Here is a 17,699-nt window from a genome sequence, read left to right on the forward strand (position 1 = left end):
CTCCCTGACAGGTCAAAATCTTATCACTTCTCTCATTATAAAGGAGAGAGGAAGAGAAAACAATGAAAGACATTCTCACTTATAACAGGGGAAGTACTGAAAATGTATATTTAGACAGGCGGTATTAAAAGCTAAATATAAAGCTTTGGGTTAGAAGAGCGGATCTTCGTTTTAGAAGCAGTTTTCGTTTTTTTTGTTGATACTGTTTTTTTGGAAGGTGTTCGCTGTTTTTTTCTTTTTTGATGAGAAGGCGTCGCTTTCTTTTTTGTTTTCTTTTTTACTTGTTTGCCATTGTTATCCTTCTCTTCCTTTTTAGATTCAGTGCTGGATGAATTAGAAGACATAATTTCTTTATACATGTTGATCATAGCTGGAATGTTTTTTATAAGAGGACCGTATTGTTGGATCATCGGTGTTACAGACTCCGCTACTTTTAATCCTTGTTGAATGTTTCCGAGCATTCCGCCTAAGTTAACGCCTCCACCTGTTGAACCGCTATTCGATAGTAATCGACTGAGCAGACCTCCTCCAGCATTACCTGACATGGGCATTTGCTGCGGCATGTTTGGTGGAGGACCAAAAAAAGGATTTGACATCATTGGATTATAATTTTGGGGAGGCGGGGATGGAAAACCGTTCATGAAATCCCTCCTTTCAAGAGCGGTTATTTTGGGATCTCAATTAAGAATATGCTTGCTTTTTTATAAGAGTGTGTATAATAAGTTAGAATGGGTATATACCTATAAGATTTCATTCCATAGAAAAGAAATTCGCTAAATGACATAGCGTTTCCCTAAATACTAGACTATAATACATGAGGGACATACTTATAGGAGACGGTATATTAAATATGTAAGAACGAAGAATTAATGGAGGAATATCATTGAAAACACAATTTGAACAATTTAAATTAAAGCCATTTTTAATAGAGGCATTAACAGATCAAGGATTTGTAAAACCAACAGAGATTCAGGAGCGTTTAATTCCAGGGGTAATCAATGGAAATAGTGCAATTGGAAAGTCGCAGACAGGAACGGGTAAAACACTTGCTTTTTTAATACCGCTTATTGAACGGATTGACCCAGAAAAGAATGAATGCCAGGCTATTATTACAGCTCCAACAAGGGAGTTAGCTGCCCAAATTTATCAAGAGCTGTTAAAACTGCTTCCAAAGAATGATGTATATCGTGCCCGGAAAATAGTGGGCGGCACAGATAAAAAACGTATGGTAAGTAAATTGAAAAATCCACCTCATATTGTTGTAGGAACACCAGGGAGAATTCACGATTTAATTAAAGAAGAAGCTTTATCCGTTTACCCAGCAGCAATGCTTGTTGTAGATGAAGCAGACCAAATGCTTGATATGGGCTTTATTGAAGATGTTGACCAAATTGCCTCTAGAATGGCTGAGAACTTACAAATGCTTGTTTTTTCTGCAACAATACCAGAAAATCTGCAGCCATTTCTAAAGAAATATATGGAAAACCCTAAGTTTGTTGAAGTGAAACCAGAGCAAGCTGCAGCAGCTGAAATTGAACATTTGGCAATTGATCTTCGCCACCGTGATAAAAGCGAATTACTTATTAAAATCGCTAATTCGATTAATCCTTATTTAGCAATTGTTTTTGCAAATACGAAATCACATGCAGATGAAGCAGCAAAAGCGTTAAGTGAAGCTGGACTAAATATAGAAGTCCTTCATGGGGGGCTTCAACCGAGAGAGCGAAAACAAGTTATGAAGCGGATTGAGCGACTTGAGTGTCAATTTGTTGTTGCAACCGATCTTGCTTCAAGAGGAATTGATATTAAAGGTGTTAGTCATATTATTAACATAGAACTGCCAACAGACTTAGATTTTTATGTTCACCGTGTTGGACGTACTGGTCGAGCTGGTTTATCAGGAACGGCTATTACAATCTATAACCCTGAGCAAGAAGAAGCAGCCGTTCAAAAGTTGGAAAAACGCGGTATTGCATTTCAATTTGTTGATGTAAAAGGAGAAGAGTTTATTCCTGTTAAGAAAAGAGTGAGGAGAAAGCCGCCTCAGCCTCAACAAAAAGCCTCATTACCAAAGCCGAAAAAAGTAAAACCTGGTTATAAGAAAAAAATGCGTCAAAAAATTGAAAAACTAAATAAAGGTAAGCGAAAATAACAATGAAAAGTTCCCTACTCAATGAGGGAGCTTTTTATTTTTTTATCTCTTAAAAAGTAAAGGAACAGAGTATAAGAAAAGCTAAGTTTTTCTAATTTAATAAAGTTATGATATTATGTTGAAGTATTGTTAAAAAAGGAGTGTTGTGTTGATATGCTTAAAATCGGTTCACATGTTTCCATGAGTGGAAAAAAAATGCTTCTCGGAGCAAGTGAGGAAGCAGTCTCGTATGGAGCAAATACATTTATGATTTACACGGGTGCCCCGCAAAATACAAGAAGAAAAGCAATTGAAGAATTAAATATAGAAGCAGGAAGAAAACACATGGAGGAACATGGAATAGATGAAATTGTTGTCCATGCCCCCTACATTATTAATATTGGAAATACAACAAAACCAGAAACATTTCAATTAGGTGTAGACTTTTTACGTTCAGAAATTGAACGTACAGAAGCACTCGGAGCAGGACAGATCGTTCTTCATCCCGGAGCCCATGTGGGTGCAGGAGCAGCTCAAGGAATTGCTAAAATCATTGAAGGATTAAATGAAGTGATTACTCCAGATCAAAATGTACAAATTGCTCTAGAAACAATGGCAGGAAAAGGATCAGAGTGTGGACGTGTATTTGAAGAAATTGCAGAAATTATTCATGGAGTTACCCATAATGATAAACTATCTGTCTGTTTTGACACCTGTCATACACATGATGCAGGCTATAATATTGTTGATGATTTTGATGGTGTGCTGAACCAGTTTGATAAGTTGATTGGAATTGAACGCTTAAAAGTACTTCACATTAATGATAGTAAAAATGAACGCGGAGCACATAAAGACCGTCATGAAAACATAGGATTTGGTTATATTGGTTTTGATGCACTAAATTATATTGTTCATCATCCTCAATTGGAAAATACACCTAAAATTTTAGAAACGCCTTATGTTGGTTCAGACAAGAAAAATAAAAAGCCTCCATACTTCCTAGAAATAGAAATGCTTAAGGCGAAAGAATTTAACCCTGAATTGCAAAGAAAATTACTAGAAATATAAAAAAAACAAAGCTTTTGCTTTGTTTTTTTATATTTTATATTTTATAAAAGTTGTGTTAGAAGCATATCAATTTGTTTCATTAAGCGGGGATTCGTTTCTTTTCCAATTGTAGTTAAAATTCTTTGACGCTGTTTCAAATTTGCAATATCAACTTTTTCTCTTTGTAATATTTGAATAACCTTCTGCGCTTGAACACGAGTGATAGTCACATTATATTTTTTTGAAAGCTCCAGCAGTTCATCAATTGTTAAATGATTAAGTTTATAATTTACCATCTGCTGTACGATTGGATTCATGACTTTATTCCCTCCCTGATACGTTTACGAAATATGTCTCTATAGACAATGTATGTTTGAGCCTAAAAAGGGTGAAAAATCATTTTTAAAGAACTTTGATCATGTTTTCACAAGGCGTTCGTGTTACTATTAAAGTAAGAAATAGATAGAAAGGAATGCATGAAATGATAAAAGCGATTGGATTTGATATGGATGGTGTACTTGTTGATACGATGAAAAATCATGCGAGAGCTTGGCAGCAAACATTTTTAGAACATAAATATAAAATTGAGGAACAACTTATCTTTCAATTAGAGGGAATGAACGGTCCCAAAACAATTGATTGGCTAAATGATCATTATTCGTTTTCGCTATCAACTGAAGCCAAACAGTTAATTTATAATCGCAAAAGATTATTATTTAAAGAAATAAATGTTTTGTCATTTTTTGAAGATACAATTGACACGATTCGTTACATACAAAAACAAGGATTAAAGACAGCTCTTATAACAGGAAGTAATCGGGAATTTGCTGAAGAAGTATTAAAATCAAAAAACTTAACATTTGATGCAGTTATTACCGGAAGTGATGTAAAAAATGGAAAGCCGCATCCTGAGCCATATCAAAGAGCTATGGAAGCTTTAATGATTGACCCGAAAGAGTGGTTGATTGTAGAAAATGCTCCGCTTGGTATAACAGCGGCTAAAAAAGCTGGGGCAAAAGTTTTAGCAGTGGAAACCTCTCTACCAAAACAGTATCTAACTCATGCCGATCATATTATTCCTTTCCCTGCATTATTAAAAGAAGAAATTATAAATTGGATAAATGAACGAGAAAGGTTGTAGGAGGGAATGATGGAGAAAAAACAGCATAAAAAAGAAAGCATATCTCACCTTATTTACCGATTAGTAATGGTTATCATTGGGGCTGGTCTAGCAGCAGTATCCATTGAGCTGTTTCTCGTACCAAATGATATTATTGATGGAGGAATTATTGGCGTCTCATTAATTCTTGATCATTTAACATTGGTGAATTTTGCAATACTTGTTATTGTGTTAAACTTACCATTTATGTATTTTGGTTATACACAAATTGGAAAAACATTTGTGGTTTCTTCATTAGTAGGGATTTTTAGCTTAGCAGCTATTGAGTCTTCTCTTCACCATGTGCCAGCGTTTATTAATGAACCAATTTTAGCTTCAGTCTTTGGAGGCCTTATCTTAGGAATTGGGGTTGGAATGGTAATTCGTCATGGTGGGTCTTTAGATGGAACTGAAATTTTAGGGATTTTATTAACAAAGAAACTTCCCTTTTCAATTGGAGAATTTGTTATGTTTTTAAACATTTTTATTTTTAGTTGGGCAGGATTTGTGTTCGGTTGGGAACAGGCAATGTATTCTGTGATGACTTATTATATAGCATTTAAAACCATTGATACCGTTATTCAAGGGCTTGACGAAACAAAAGCTGTTATTATTGTTTCGGATCTTTATGAAGAAGTATCAGACAGCATTTTAGATCGTCTAGGCAGAGGTACAACGAAATTAAAAGGAAAAGGCGGCTATACGGATGAAGAGAAAGAAGTGATTTATGCTGTTATCACAAGACTGGAAGTAACAAAGTTAAAAAATATTGTTTATGAAATTGACCCTAAAGCATTTATTACCATTATGAATACCCAAGAAACGCGAGGGGCAAAATTTAAGTCTCCTATCCACTAACAGTTCGAAGGTAACTTGGAGTTAAGTGTTAACCTGTCAAACACAAAGAAACCCCCTACGTTCAAGAGGGGGCTTCTTTTATGTTACGATAAAATTAAGGGTAATGGGAACCTTTATTATTTTTTCAAGATGTTTTTTATACTTTAGTGCTTTACTTTCCTCAAAAGGAGCTTCTCGCAAGCAGTTAATAGAAAGGTTTACTTGTTTTTTTTCTTTCCTCATTTCAATATCATGGACAAGGTTTTGCTGTGTAATATTTAAACCATAGGAGAATTTAAGAATGGAGCCTAAAAATTCATATTGTTTTATTTCTTCTTTTGTGAACCAGTCTTTATAAGGCTCTAAAAATTGTTGAAAATAAGACTTTGATTTGAACGATGCAACTAAAGCGACTTCTAAGCGTTCTTTATGAGAAAGGCCGCTTAATGTTTGATTGGAAAGCAAGTAAAAGGTATGTTGATGTCGAGACTCTTGGTCAATATATTCACCAATATAGCTTACCTTTGCTGCTCGCTGTAATAACAATTTGTATCTAGTAGTAATTGAACAGTGTAAGTATTCTGATAATTTTTCATACAGCAGCATAGCAAGCTTTGAAAGCTGATTCACAGTAAGTAAATTCATTTCGTAATCCTGCTGAAGCTGATAAAAGCTTTCTTCAGCAACATTTGGAAATTTGTCTGTTTCAAAGGGGCTTAGCAATTCTTCATAGAAAATACCTTCTCTTAATCCATTTTTACTCATAATAAAGACAGGTGCTTTTACAACACTTGTTAAAACATCAAGAGCATGAATGGAAGGAATAATAATATCGGTGCGGTCTTTTGATAATCCATCCACCTTTTGCCTTTTTTCAGCAGGCAATGAACATAACATTTGATTAATACTGTGAATGTCTTTGGATTGAAATTCATATTGATGAATGCCAGGCAGGGGATAACGGTTTTTTCTTTGGTGAATTAATGATAAGTTACGAGCACTTCCTCCAATTCCAATGAGAGGTAGTGACTTGTTAGAAAGCCAAGGAAGTGATTGATAGGCTGATTCTAAAAAAGAGGTTAGTTTATTCATTTCCTCTTTTGTAGGTAGATCGTTTGCAATAAATTTTTTTAATGTTAATGATCCAAATGGAAAACTGTGAAAGTTCATTAATTTCCGATCTTTAAAATATGTAATTTCCGTACTGCCGCCCCCAATATCCACTGTAATTCCAGAAGAGATGTTTGTTGAGTTAATAACGGCTAAGTAACCGTAGTATGCTTCTTGTTTCTCAGAAAGCACTTTAAAAGAATAATCAGTTTCAGCTGCAATTTTTTCTAATATTTTTGTTTGGTTAACCGCTTGTCTAACGGCAGCTGTTGCGATTCCGCGAATATTTGTTAGCTTATATCTTCGTGTAATTTCTTGAAATTTCTTTAATGTATCAATAACAATGTTCATTCCTTGAGAGTTAATAACTCCATTATCATCCATATATTCACGCAGTCGTGCTACTATTTTAAAGTTGTGAATTTCTTTATAACGTCCATGGTTGTCAATTCGATAAATAACAAGTCGAATGGAGTTTGAACCCATATCAATAATTCCTAATGTTTCATCCATCATGTCAATCCCTGCCTATGTAGAATTAGTTTTCTTTATTATAAAGCGTATACATATTTTTAACAACGAATATCATTTACAATTGTATTAGATTCATGTATACTACAGTATTGTTAAATCGTAATCATTCTTAATATAAAGGTTACTATGCAATATTTTGGAGGTTAATTTATGGATCAATTAAAAAATCCTATCATCTCAATAAAAGATCTCTCCTTTCACTATGGAAATCAGTATGTATTAGAGAATATTAACTTTGAACTGCCAAGAGGAGCTTTTTTAGGTTTAGTTGGTCCAAATGGTTCTGGTAAAAGCACGCTAATAAAAAACATATTAGGAATTCTAAAACCACATCAAGGTTCCATCTTTCTGTTTGATGTACCAATTCAAAAATTTAAGAGCTGGGATAAAATTGGATATGTTTCTCAAAAAGCAAATAGTTTTAACTCAGGTTTCCCTGCAACAGTATTTGAAGTGGTCTCAATGGGGCTTTATGGAAAGATTGGGTTGTTTCGCTTTTTGAAAAAAGATCATAAACAAAAAGTGTATGATGCGCTTCAAACAGTTGGAATGAGAGAATACAGCAGTCGAAATATTGGTGAGTTATCAGGGGGGCAGCAGCAGCGGGTATTTATTGCGCGGGCTTTAGTAAGTGATCCCGAACTTCTTATATTAGACGAGCCAACTGTTGGAATTGATGCTAAATCTGTAAAAGATTTTTATGATTTATTAGGGCGTTTAAATAAAGAAAAAGGATTAACAATGCTGCTTGTCACGCATGATGTTGGGGCTGTCTCAGATAAGATTACACATGTAGCATGTATTAATAAGACACTATTCTTTCATGGACAATCGGATGAATTCGAGAAAATACAAAAAGAAGGTTTATCTTCTTTTTACGGCCACGATGTCCATGTTTTAAATCATAATCACGGGGGCTAGATGGAATGATTGAAGCTTTTTTAACGTATCAATTTTTACAAAATGCTTTTTTATCTGGAATTATGATTGGCTTTCTAGCTCCCCTTCTTGGTGTATTTATTGTTGTTAGAAGACAATCATTAATTGCTGATTCGCTATCCCATATTACACTAGCGGGTATTGCGGCAAATTTATTATTAGCAAAACATGTTTCCTTTTTTCAAGGATTAAATCCAGTGTACTTAGGGATGACTTTCTCTGTTATCGGTTCGCTGTTAATTGAACAACTTCGAAAGGTATACAAATTTTATCAAGAATTAGCTATACCCATTATCTTGTCTGCAGGCATTGGTTTAAGCGTTATTTTTATTTCCTTAGCAGATGGATTTAACACTGACCTTTTTAATTATTTATTTGGCAGTGTTATTGCTGTGAGTCGTTCTGATTTATTTATTATTACAACAATTGCCGTTCTGATTTTAATTGTGATCATCTTTTTTTATAAAGAATTATTTTTCTTATCATTTGATGAAGAGCAGGCAATTGTTTCTGGTATTAGAAGCAAGTGGATTCATTTTATGTTCATCATACTTGTTGCATTAGTAATTGCTGCATCTATGAGAATTGTCGGGATTTTGCTTGTTTCCTCATTAATGACATTACCTGTTGCGGCAAGCATTCGAATTGCTAGGGGGTTTAAGCAAACGATTTATTTTTCGATTCTTTTTGGAGAACTAGCTGTTATTGTTGGATTAATTGCAGCTTATTATTTAGACATTGCTCCGGGTGGAACAATCGTTATTTTATCTGTCGTTATTTTAATTGCAGCAGTTATTTGGAAAAAATGGAAGCAAACACGCGGAGTGCGTACTAACCTGATAAAGAGGTGAGCATTTTGAATGTAATAACGGCCATGGAAATTTTAAGGGCAAAAGGCTATAAACATACGGATAAACGTAAAGATTTATTAGAACTTTTCGCTAAAGAAAAAAGGTATTTAACAGCAAAAGAGGTATTAGAGGCGATGAAACCTTTGTATCCAGGTCTCAGTTTTGATACAATATACCGCAATCTTTCCTTGTTTGATGAATTAGAAATAATAGAAGTTACCGAATTAGAGGGAGAAAAGCGTTACCGTTTTGGTTGTGCTACAAATGATCATCACCATCACTTGATTTGCTTAACGTGTGGAAAAACAAAGCACGTGCATGTTTGTCCAATGAATGAAGTAGCAGTGAAAAAAAATGATTTTTATGTAACTGGTCATAAATTTGAAGTTTATGGATACTGTGCGAATTGTATGGAATAACAAAAATGGTTGAAGCTGCTTTTAATAAAGCGGCTTTTTTATTTGTTTGTTTATAAGAAAAATTATCGGTACTTAAATATAGGTGAGGAAAAAGGAGGGATAAATGTTGAAATCTAAAAAATATTCCATGATTGGATTGTTTACGCTTATGATTAAAGTTTCTTACTCCCTAAAATGCCCCAGTTAATATTGAGGCATTATTAGAGAGGGGGTAAACTCTGTTTTTCTTGTATTATAAAGCTTTCTCCAGCCATTCATTCACCCAATTATTCGCTTCTTTCCAGTCTTTTACGCGTATAACATTTTTGGGTACAGCCATACGATTATAAGGTGTATCAAAAAGGATAACAGGAATATTGCACTCCTCAGAAATTTCACAAGCATTGTCATGTTTATCTTCAAAAAAGATCTCAATATTATGTTTCACAATTGTTTCAATTTTATTATGTCTGCCAATTAATTCAATATGTTCATATGGTAGTTGATGCTGCTTGAACCATTTATAAGTTATGTCTAATAAGTGATCTCCGCGAGCGCTAATATAATATAATTCATGTTTTTTTTCCCAACTATTTAGTATGTGTTCTACTCCCGAAGATTTAGGGCAGTTCGCATAGATTTTTTCTTCATTGTTTATCATCCATTTCCAAAATTCCTGTTCTGAAATTCCTAAAATGGTTGTTAAATTGTATTCTGTAATATCATCTAGAGACAAATTTTTTTCGAACGATTCATTTAAATAGGGGATAAATGAAGTTGGACAAGTTACCGTACCATCAATATCAAGACCAAAACGTTTTTTGTTCATCGAGACACTCCTTCATTTCTTATACTTTTAACAATAAACAATTTACAAATGATAAAAGTATAAAAAGCTTACGATTCTGTTTATTATTGTAGCACATTTTTTATTCTTCCTTGTTAGACAATCTTTAACATCTATATTTTTTCCTGCAAGTGTGATACTAATAATGCTCCTGAAATATTGAAAGTGAGGGATGCATATGGCAGAAGACAAAAACCGTTTTGAACACGATATTGACAGTGGAATTGAGACAGAGGATGTTGTCAATATATCAAGACTTGATGCCAATAATGATTATAATGAAGAAACGGCAGCTGAAGTTGCGCCAATTCGTCCGACAATGGAAAGTTCTTTTAATGCACCAACTGAACAACGTCAGGGGCTAAATCAAGAAGCGAATGAAAATGAAGGAAGAGGAACAGGAATGATTGCGATTGCGCTGTCCATTTTATCACTGTTTTTCCTTCCTGTGTTATTGGGCTCAATTGGGCTAATTGTTGGATTTATTGCACGTAGAAGAGGTGCAAGATCTCTTGGAAACTGGGCAATTGGTATAGGTGCAGCATCAGTGATTATCAGTTTGTTTTTTGCTCCATTTTTCTAACTAAAAAGAAGCCGTTTGGCTTCTTTTTAGTTATTGTGCATTTCCTTTATCCTCTAATGATTACATAATCCCAATTGTTTATTGTTCACAAATGACTTTATTACATACATAATATATCATGATATATAACAGAAAATTGATAACATGGATGGGGGGAGAAAACGATGTCCTTAATGAAAATTATTCAAAACCGGCGATCCATTGGAAAAGTAAAAGAGGTGGTACCGAACAAAGAAAAAATTGAACAAATTTTAGAAGCAGGTCGTTGGGCGCCAAGTCATTATCGTACAGAACCTTGGAAGTTTATCGTTCTGCAGGGCGAGGCAAGAATAAAACTTGGAGAGGCCTATGCAGAAATTAATCTTGAGGAAATGGAGCAGCCTACAGCAGAAGAAAAAAAGCAGGCTTATGAAAAAGGAGTCAAAAAAGCAAAACGTGCTCCTGTAATTATTGCATTGATTGTTGAACCGGTTAGCGGTGAGACAATTGAATGGATTGAAGAAGTGGAAGCCTGTGCTTGTGCCGCTCAAAATATGATGCTCATGGCTCACGAGCTTGGCTTAGGAACAATTTGGCGAACAGGTAAGCCTACTTATCATCGAATTATGAAGGAGACGTTTAATGTTTCAAATAAGGGAATGGTGTTAGGGTTTCTTTATATCGGTTATCCAGATATGCAGCCAAAAAACGTAACAAGAAAGCCATTAGAAGACAAGGTAGAGTGGTGGACCGAATAATTTTAGAACTAACTTCTACATTTAATTTCATTTAAGAGAGGTTGTCTCAATAGGGTCAGACCCTATTGAGACAACCTCTCTAATAATATTATACTTGTTTCGTTTTATTTGCTTCTGCTGCTTCCTTTGCCTGCTTAGCATAATGGGCTTCAGCAAGCTTATCTACTTCTTTTTTAAGCTCTTCAACCATTGTTTCTTCAGGAATTTTACGTACGATTTCTCCATGTCGGAACAGAAGTCCTTCACCTCGGGCGCCGGCAATTCCGATATCTGCTTCACGTGCTTCACCAGGTCCGTTCACCGCGCAGCCTAAGACAGCCACTTTAATTGGGGCTTTAATTTTAGAAATATATTCTTCTACTTCATTTGCAATACTGAATAGGTCAATTTCAATACGGCCGCAAGTCGGGCAGGAGATCAATGTGGCTGCATTTGCAGCAAGTCCAAATGATTTTAGTAATTCACGTGCTACTTTCACCTCTTCAACAGGATCGGCACTTAAAGAAATTCTTACTGTGTTTCCTATTCCTTTTGAAAGAATCGCTCCTAATCCTGCAGCACTTTTTACTGTGCCGGCAAACAAGGTACCAGATTCTGTAATCCCTAAATGCAGTGGATAATCAAAAGCCTTTGCAGCTTTTTCGTAAGCTTCAATCGCTAAATTTACATCTGAAGCTTTTAAGGAGACAATAATATCATAAAAATTCAAGTCTTCTAGAATTTTTATATGATGAAGAGCACTTTCAACCATTCCATCAGCTGTTGGATAGCCATACTTTTCTAAAATTCGTTTTTCTAATGAACCCGCGTTCACCCCTATGCGAATAGGAACCCCTTTTTCTTTGGCCGCTTTTACAACAGCTTCCACTTTTTCGCGTCTTCCAATGTTTCCAGGATTAATTCGAATTTTATCTGCGCCGCCTTCAATTGCTTTTAAGGCCAATTTATAATCAAAATGAATATCGACAACAAGAGGAATGTTAATTTGCTTTTTAATTTCTGAAATTGCCTCTGCCGCACGCATATCAGGACAAGCGACACGAACGACTTGACAGCCTGCTTCTTCTAATCGTTTAATTTCAGCAACTGTTGCTTCTACATCATGTGTTTTTGTTGTTGTCATGCTTTGAATAACAACTTCATTATTTCCCCCAATTGTTAAATTCCCTACTTTAACGGGGCGTGTTTTTGTACGATGGATAATTTCACTCATTCGTGAATCGCTCCTTTAAAATCTATCTTTTGCCTTTATCATTATAAATGGAAATTAGAAAAAAAGAAATGAGGCAATTCGTTTTCATTGTAGCAATAGAGTTCATTATTTGGCAAGAAATGAAGTATAAGTATTTAGAGTGTTTATGGATAGATAGGAAATTTATATGTTTTTCCTGGTTGGATGTGTTCAGGTTTTGTACCATGATTTAATTGTTCAAAATCTTGAACCACTTTATTAATAGATACAGTTAGTTCTCCGTTTAATTTTTCGATAATTGTTAAAACAGTATCACCTGATTGAACAGCAGCTTCTTTATAGGTCATCTGCTGTTCAGATTTTATTTCACGAGGGTTTTCGATTTTTTGAACAGATGCTGTGGTAGGCTGAGGAAGGGTGCCGATATTTAAATCATAATAAATGGTATAAAGTAATAAACCGACTAGGCTTATTTTTAAGAGATTCTTCATTCGTTTTCCTCCATCTACTAAACTTTAATACAATCTATGCTTGTCCACTTCTTTGTATGAAAACAATAATAGGTTAAAAGAAGGATTGCTGAATAATATTTATAAGATAAACTATTGCTAAAATGACTATAATAATTAATAGTTCCTTATAATGATTGAATGGAAAAAGGAGTATGAAAATGAAAAATTGGTTAATGATTTTTAGTTTGTTAGCATCACTGCTTATCGGCGTAAGTCCTGTATTAGCAGATGCAGCCCCTGGGGATGTTATCGTAACGTTAGGTGAAGATTTAAGCGAAGAACAAAAAAATAAACTGTTAGAGGAGATGGGAGTTTCTCAAGAAATTGAACCAATTATTGTAACAAATAAAGAAGAGCATCAGTATTTAGGACAATATATAAGTAAAGCGCAAATTGGAACGAGAGCTCTCTCCTCTTCAAAAATTACAATTGGTGAAAAAGATTCTGGCTTAACTGTTACAACAAATAACATTACATGGGTTTCTGAAGAAATGTATGTGAATTCATTAGTGACAGCAGGTGTTAAAGATGCTGAAGTATATATTACAGCACCATTTGAAGTTTCTGGAACAGCTGCTTTGACAGGATTAATTAAAGCATATGAGATCACAGCTAATATAGAAATTCCTGAAGAACAAAAACAAGTTGCTAATGAAGAAATGGTTCAGTCAGCACAGTTAGGAGAGAAGTTTGGTGTTGAAAAAGCGACAGAGCTGATGACTCGAATTAAGGAAGAAATTGCCCAAAACCCTCCCAAAACTGAACAAGAGTTACGAACTCTCATTGAAAAAGTGGCTGCAGATTTAGGGATTACGTTAACAGAAGAAGAGCTGCAAAGCTTAATTTCTCTATTTAACAAAATGAAAGAGTTGAATATTGATTGGAATCAAGTGCAGGATCAATTAGAACAAGCGCGAAATAACCTTGATGAATTTTTGAATCGAGAAGAAACAAAATCGTTTATTCAAAGTTTTATTGACTTTTTATTAACGATCGTTGATGGAATTAAAAATATGTTATCGAAATAAGGAACCAAATGATAACCTTCTTTTTAAGAACAAAGATTGTAATGAAAAAGCACATTAACTGAAAGAGCTCTTTCAGTTAATGTGCTTTTTTTGATTTAGGAGTTTTCGAAATAATAAACCCAAGATAAATAAGAGATAACAGCATATAGAAAAGAAGTGGTGCGGGAATTATTAATGAAGTAAAGCTTAAACATACAATAATTATGGTTGGTGCTGTAACGGCATAGCTGGATAATCGCCATAGATGTCTATAAGATAGGTTTCTTTTCAGCAGTTTTTGTAGAAAAACTCCACTATAAGAGAGCAGTGAAATGTAAGTAAACTGCAACCCGACCGCAAGAATATAAATGAGGATAAACAGAAGAGCGATTATAATGGGAAAGATTTCTGAAAAAGTATCAAGCCAAGAAACAATATCCCTTTTTGAGATGGTTAAATTACTTAAGTTTTTGAACGAAAGGGCTTGTCTATCATAATCATTAATTAAAATAAATTCATTTTTTTTGAAAATAACAGCATTTCTTTCAGTTAAATACTGTTCTTTATTGAGTTGATTGGTAGGATCAAAAATAAATAAAAGATCTTTTTCTTTGCGCATAATACCTTCTGTTTTATCTGATATTAATTCACCATTATGTATTTGAAAGCCAGGAGTAAACTCTTTTAGCGATTTCTCTACATACTGAAAAGAGTTTAAAATAGATAAACTAAATGAAACGGTATATGGGATAGCAATGAATAACATAAAAATAAAAATGTAACGAATTACTCGTCCAATCGTATGAAAGCGAAAGAAGGCAGCTTTTTTAGGGGAAAACATGGTTATAAGAAAGGTTTTAAAAATCGCCATTTTCTTCTCCTTGGTAATTTATTAGTAGGAAACATACTTTTTAATTTTAGCTAAATAATGTACGGTGCACAAGGAAAAATACCTTAACAATATCTTAATAAATTTAATAAAAAAATAAAATTTTTAATATTAACAATAAAAATCATTAAACATCTTTACAAAATGATAACAAATATTTAATAATAGACAGGGAGTTTGTAGACCATTGTCGAAAAATAGTTAGGGGGATGGCAAAAAGTGGAGTTTAATATACAGGAGATGATATTTGAGTTCATCGGCGGACTTGGTATTTTCCTTTTTGGTCTTAAATACTTAGGTGACGCCCTGCAGCGTTCAGCAGGTGATCGGTTAAGAGATCTTCTTGACCGTTTTACAACAAATCCATTAATGGGTGTTTTAACTGGGGTTATTGTAACAATACTGCTTCAGACAAGCTCGGGAACAACGGTTCTAACTGTTGGGTTGGTAAATGCGGGTTTTATGACTTTAAAACAAGCAATTGGTGTTGTAATGGGAGCAAATATTGGTACAACAGCAACAGCATTTATTATCGGGATACCGATTAAAGACTATGCATTACCAATACTTGCTTTTGGTACGTTCTTTATTTTCTTTTTTAAACATAAAAAGCTGCAAAACATTGGGCAATTATTTTTTGGTTTTGGGGCATTGTTCTTTGGCTTAGAGTTAATGAGCAGTGGTATGAAGCCGCTGCGAAGTTTACAAGCATTTCAAGATTTAACAGTGAGCATGAGTGATAATCCAATTTTAGGTGTTGTTATTGGCACGGTATTTACGGTAATTGTTCAAAGTTCAAGTGCAACAATAGGTGTTCTTCAAGGGTTATTTGCTCAAGATGCCCTAACATTAGATGCAGCCCTACCAGTACTATTTGGTGATAACATTGGGACAACCATAACAGCAGTGTTAGCGTCTATCGGGGCTTCAGTAGCAGCAAGACGAGCTGCTTTAACTCATGTTATTTTTAATTTGATTGGAACAGCAATTTTCTTGATTATACTTCCATTGTTCACAAATTTCGTAGAGTATTTGCGAGAGACTATGGGGTTAAATCCTGAACTTACAATTGCTTTTGCTCATGGAACATTTAATTTAACAAATACAATTATTCAATTTCCTTTTATTGCGCTTTTAGCAGTGCTCGTTACGAAGCTTGTACCTGGGGAAGATTCATCAATTGAATATAAGCCAAAACACTTAGATATGGTGTTTATTGAACGTTCACCATCTGTAGCATTAGGACAAGCAAGAGCGGAAGTCGTAAGAATGGCTAATTTCTCTCATCAAGGGCTAGGTGAAGCCTTTGAATATTTAAAGACAAAGCAGCCAAAAAATGCAGAAAAGGCAGCTCAATATGAAGAAGCTATAAATAACTTAGATCGCAAAATTACTGATTATTTGGTAAGTATCTCAGGCACCTCCTTATCTGAAGCAGAATCTGAAGAGCATGGAAATTTAATGGATTCTGTACGTGATATAGAACGAATTGGTGATCATATGGAAAATGTAGTGGAGCTGGTTGATTATCTTATTAGTAATAAAGTAATTTTAACTGATTCAGCTATGGCGGATTTAGATGAAATGTTTGAATTAACTCTCTCTACATTAAATCGTTCGATCAAAGCCTTAGAAACAAAAGATTTGCAAGAAGCAAAATCAGTACTCGAAATGGAAGATAAAATTGATAAAATGGAGCGACAGCTTCGTAAAAAACATATTTTACGTTTAAATGAAGGGAAGTGCTCCGGTTCTGCAGGTATTGGTTTTGTAGATATTATTAGCAATCTTGAACGAATCGGTGACCATGCTGTGAATATTGCAGAAGCTGTAATAGGTGAAGAAAGTTAATAAAGAAGGACAGGGTTAACGAGTTTAATCCTGTCTTCTTTTCTTTGTATAAGCAATTTGTATCGTTTAAAAGGTTTTCTTATTGTATATGAGGAAATTTTATATAATGATTAAAAAAAGTAATAAAAGAGGAGGGATAAAATGAACATTTTATATTGGAGTATCATTATGTTAATGTTTACAGTAGCGTTTATAGGGCTGATTTATCCTATTATTCCAAGTGTCCTCTTTATCGTGCTTGGCTTTATATTATATGGAGTGTTTTTTACATTTGAATCATTTACTTTCCTATTTTGGGTTATACAAGGAATATTTTTGCTGCTTCTTCTTAGTGCTGATTATATAAGTAATGTATATGGTATAAAAAGAAGGGGAGGTTCCAAAGCGGCAGTATGGGGAAGTACATTAGGTCTTTTAATAGGTCCATTTGTACTTTCACTCTTTGGGGTAATTATAGGGCCATTTTTAGGAGCGGTCATTGGAGAAAAGGTGTTTGGAAAAAAGACGTTAAAAGAAGCTGTTAAAGTAGGCGTTGGATCACTTTTTGCCTTTTTAAGCAGTACAGCAGCAAAAACAGTTATTCAAGCAATCATGATTGGATATTTTTTTATAACGGTATAATAATAAAAAGATTATAATGAAAAATGTTGAAACCATTTTTGTTTTATGATATATTTATTTTTGTCTTAAATATTCCACAGTAGCTCAGTGGTAGAGCAATCGGCTGTTAACCGATCGGTCGTAGGTTCGAGTCCTACCTGTGGAGCCATGGCGGTGTAGCTCAGCTGGCTAGAGCGTACGGTTCATACCCGTGAGGTCGGGGGTTCGATCCCCTCCGCCGCTATATTAATTATAAATTATAATGGACCCTTAGCTCAGTTGGTTAGAGCAGACGGCTCATAACCGTCCGGTCGTAGGTTCGAGTCCTACAGGGTCCACCATCTATTAAGGAGGAATACCCAAGTCCGGCTGAAGGGATCGGTCTTGAAAACCGACAGGGGCTTCACGGCTCGCGGGGGTTCGAATCCCTCTTCCTCCGCCATATTTTGTTACATAGAGTAGTTGGAAAGGCTAG

Annotated in this window: 19 protein-coding genes and 4 tRNA genes; 16 read left to right on the forward strand and 7 right to left on the reverse strand. The window is 34.6% G+C overall.

Annotated features, from left to right (window positions below; translation table 11 throughout):
* Positions 1–131 precede the first annotated feature (131 nt).
* Positions 132–641 carry a VrrA/YqfQ family protein gene (vrrA, locus tag DS031_RS05735; protein WP_113804976.1) on the reverse strand — a complete coding sequence of 170 codons (510 nt, stop codon included), beginning with the start codon at positions 639–641 and terminating at the stop codon, positions 132–134.
* A 236-nt stretch (positions 642–877) separates the two neighbouring features.
* Between vrrA and DS031_RS05740 the strand changes: the two genes are divergently transcribed.
* The gene (locus DS031_RS05740; protein ID WP_113804977.1) at positions 878–2,152 is read left to right on the forward strand and encodes a DEAD/DEAH box helicase; all 1,275 of its coding nucleotides are present in this window, start codon (positions 878–880) and stop codon (positions 2,150–2,152) included.
* Between the two features lie 153 nt (positions 2,153–2,305).
* Positions 2,306–3,199 (forward strand): deoxyribonuclease IV, encoded by an 894-nt coding sequence (locus DS031_RS05745; RefSeq protein WP_113804978.1) that lies wholly within the window; start codon positions 2,306–2,308, stop codon positions 3,197–3,199.
* Between the two features lie 41 nt (positions 3,200–3,240).
* Here DS031_RS05745 and DS031_RS05750 read toward each other — a convergent pair whose 3' ends face one another.
* Positions 3,241–3,495, reverse strand: a complete 255-nt coding sequence (locus DS031_RS05750; RefSeq protein ID WP_113804979.1) for a DUF2624 family protein — start codon at positions 3,493–3,495, stop codon at positions 3,241–3,243.
* A gap of 164 nt (positions 3,496–3,659) precedes the next feature.
* Here DS031_RS05750 and DS031_RS05755 point away from each other — a divergent pair, with 164 nt between their 5' ends.
* Entirely contained in the window at positions 3,660–4,319 is a 660-nt protein-coding gene (locus tag DS031_RS05755) for an HAD family hydrolase (RefSeq protein ID WP_181833033.1), read from the forward strand.
* 6 nt (positions 4,320–4,325) lie between these two features.
* Positions 4,326–5,195 carry a YitT family protein gene (locus tag DS031_RS05760; RefSeq protein ID WP_425451930.1) on the forward strand — a complete coding sequence of 290 codons (870 nt, stop codon included), beginning with the start codon at positions 4,326–4,328 and terminating at the stop codon, positions 5,193–5,195.
* Between the two features lie 78 nt (positions 5,196–5,273).
* On the opposite strand, the gene DS031_RS05765 is transcribed toward DS031_RS05760, so the two are convergent.
* Positions 5,274–6,797: a Ppx/GppA family phosphatase gene (locus tag DS031_RS05765; protein ID WP_181833034.1), complete on the reverse strand. Its 1,524-nt coding sequence runs from the start codon at positions 6,795–6,797 to the stop codon at positions 5,274–5,276.
* A 171-nt stretch (positions 6,798–6,968) separates the two neighbouring features.
* Here DS031_RS05765 and DS031_RS05770 point away from each other — a divergent pair, with 171 nt between their 5' ends.
* The 3 genes from DS031_RS05770 to DS031_RS05780 are packed head-to-tail and all read left to right on the forward strand — an operon-like array spanning position 6,969 to position 9,027.
* On the forward strand, positions 6,969–7,739 hold the full coding sequence (locus DS031_RS05770) for a metal ABC transporter ATP-binding protein (protein ID WP_113804983.1): 771 nt from the start codon (positions 6,969–6,971) through the stop codon (positions 7,737–7,739).
* Positions 7,740–7,744: 5 nt separating this feature from the next.
* Positions 7,745–8,608: a metal ABC transporter permease gene (locus DS031_RS05775; protein WP_113804984.1), complete on the forward strand. Its 864-nt coding sequence runs from the start codon at positions 7,745–7,747 to the stop codon at positions 8,606–8,608.
* Between the two features lie 5 nt (positions 8,609–8,613).
* Positions 8,614–9,027, forward strand: coding sequence for a Fur family transcriptional regulator (locus DS031_RS05780; RefSeq protein ID WP_113804985.1), 414 nt, complete (start codon positions 8,614–8,616; stop codon positions 9,025–9,027).
* Between the two features lie 232 nt (positions 9,028–9,259).
* On the opposite strand, the gene DS031_RS05785 is transcribed toward DS031_RS05780, so the two are convergent.
* The gene (locus tag DS031_RS05785; protein ID WP_113804986.1) at positions 9,260–9,835 is read right to left on the reverse strand and encodes a 5' nucleotidase, NT5C type; all 576 of its coding nucleotides are present in this window, start codon (positions 9,833–9,835) and stop codon (positions 9,260–9,262) included.
* Between the two features lie 196 nt (positions 9,836–10,031).
* Between DS031_RS05785 and DS031_RS05790 the strand changes: the two genes are divergently transcribed.
* On the forward strand, positions 10,032–10,436 hold the full coding sequence (locus tag DS031_RS05790; RefSeq protein WP_245947231.1) for a DUF308 domain-containing protein: 405 nt from the start codon (positions 10,032–10,034) through the stop codon (positions 10,434–10,436).
* Positions 10,437–10,600: 164 nt separating this feature from the next.
* The gene (locus DS031_RS05795; RefSeq protein WP_113804988.1) at positions 10,601–11,173 is read left to right on the forward strand and encodes a nitroreductase family protein; all 573 of its coding nucleotides are present in this window, start codon (positions 10,601–10,603) and stop codon (positions 11,171–11,173) included.
* 88 nt (positions 11,174–11,261) lie between these two features.
* On the opposite strand, the gene ispG is transcribed toward DS031_RS05795, so the two are convergent.
* On the reverse strand, positions 11,262–12,386 hold the full coding sequence (gene ispG / locus DS031_RS05800) for a flavodoxin-dependent (E)-4-hydroxy-3-methylbut-2-enyl-diphosphate synthase (RefSeq protein ID WP_113804989.1): 1,125 nt from the start codon (positions 12,384–12,386) through the stop codon (positions 11,262–11,264).
* A gap of 143 nt (positions 12,387–12,529) precedes the next feature.
* Positions 12,530–12,856 carry a LysM peptidoglycan-binding domain-containing protein gene (locus tag DS031_RS05805; protein ID WP_113804990.1) on the reverse strand — a complete coding sequence of 109 codons (327 nt, stop codon included), beginning with the start codon at positions 12,854–12,856 and terminating at the stop codon, positions 12,530–12,532.
* 179 nt (positions 12,857–13,035) lie between these two features.
* Here DS031_RS05805 and DS031_RS05810 point away from each other — a divergent pair, with 179 nt between their 5' ends.
* The gene (locus DS031_RS05810) at positions 13,036–13,905 is read left to right on the forward strand and encodes a DUF1002 domain-containing protein (protein ID WP_113804991.1); all 870 of its coding nucleotides are present in this window, start codon (positions 13,036–13,038) and stop codon (positions 13,903–13,905) included.
* 76 nt (positions 13,906–13,981) lie between these two features.
* On the opposite strand, the gene DS031_RS05815 is transcribed toward DS031_RS05810, so the two are convergent.
* Entirely contained in the window at positions 13,982–14,755 is a 774-nt protein-coding gene (locus DS031_RS05815) for a DUF1189 domain-containing protein (protein WP_113804992.1), read from the reverse strand.
* 258 nt (positions 14,756–15,013) lie between these two features.
* On the opposite strand from DS031_RS05815, the gene DS031_RS05820 reads away from it, so the two are divergent.
* From DS031_RS05820 to DS031_RS05845, 6 genes are all read left to right on the forward strand, one after another.
* Positions 15,014–16,624 carry a Na/Pi cotransporter family protein gene (locus DS031_RS05820; RefSeq protein ID WP_113805099.1) on the forward strand — a complete coding sequence of 537 codons (1,611 nt, stop codon included), beginning with the start codon at positions 15,014–15,016 and terminating at the stop codon, positions 16,622–16,624.
* A gap of 141 nt (positions 16,625–16,765) precedes the next feature.
* Entirely contained in the window at positions 16,766–17,245 is a 480-nt protein-coding gene (locus DS031_RS05825; RefSeq protein ID WP_113804993.1) for a DUF456 domain-containing protein, read from the forward strand.
* 73 nt (positions 17,246–17,318) lie between these two features.
* Positions 17,319–17,393, forward strand: a tRNA-Asn gene (locus tag DS031_RS05830).
* A 1-nt stretch (position 17,394) separates the two neighbouring features.
* A tRNA-Met gene (locus tag DS031_RS05835) sits at positions 17,395–17,468 on the forward strand.
* A gap of 20 nt (positions 17,469–17,488) precedes the next feature.
* Positions 17,489–17,565 (forward strand) — tRNA-Ile (locus DS031_RS05840).
* A gap of 8 nt (positions 17,566–17,573) precedes the next feature.
* A tRNA-Ser gene (locus DS031_RS05845) sits at positions 17,574–17,666 on the forward strand.
* Positions 17,667–17,699: the final 33 nt, after the last annotated feature.

Source organism: Bacillus taeanensis, assembly GCF_003318295.1.
GTDB classification, from domain to species: Bacteria; Bacillota; Bacilli; order Bacillales; family UBA6769; genus Maribacillus; species Maribacillus taeanensis.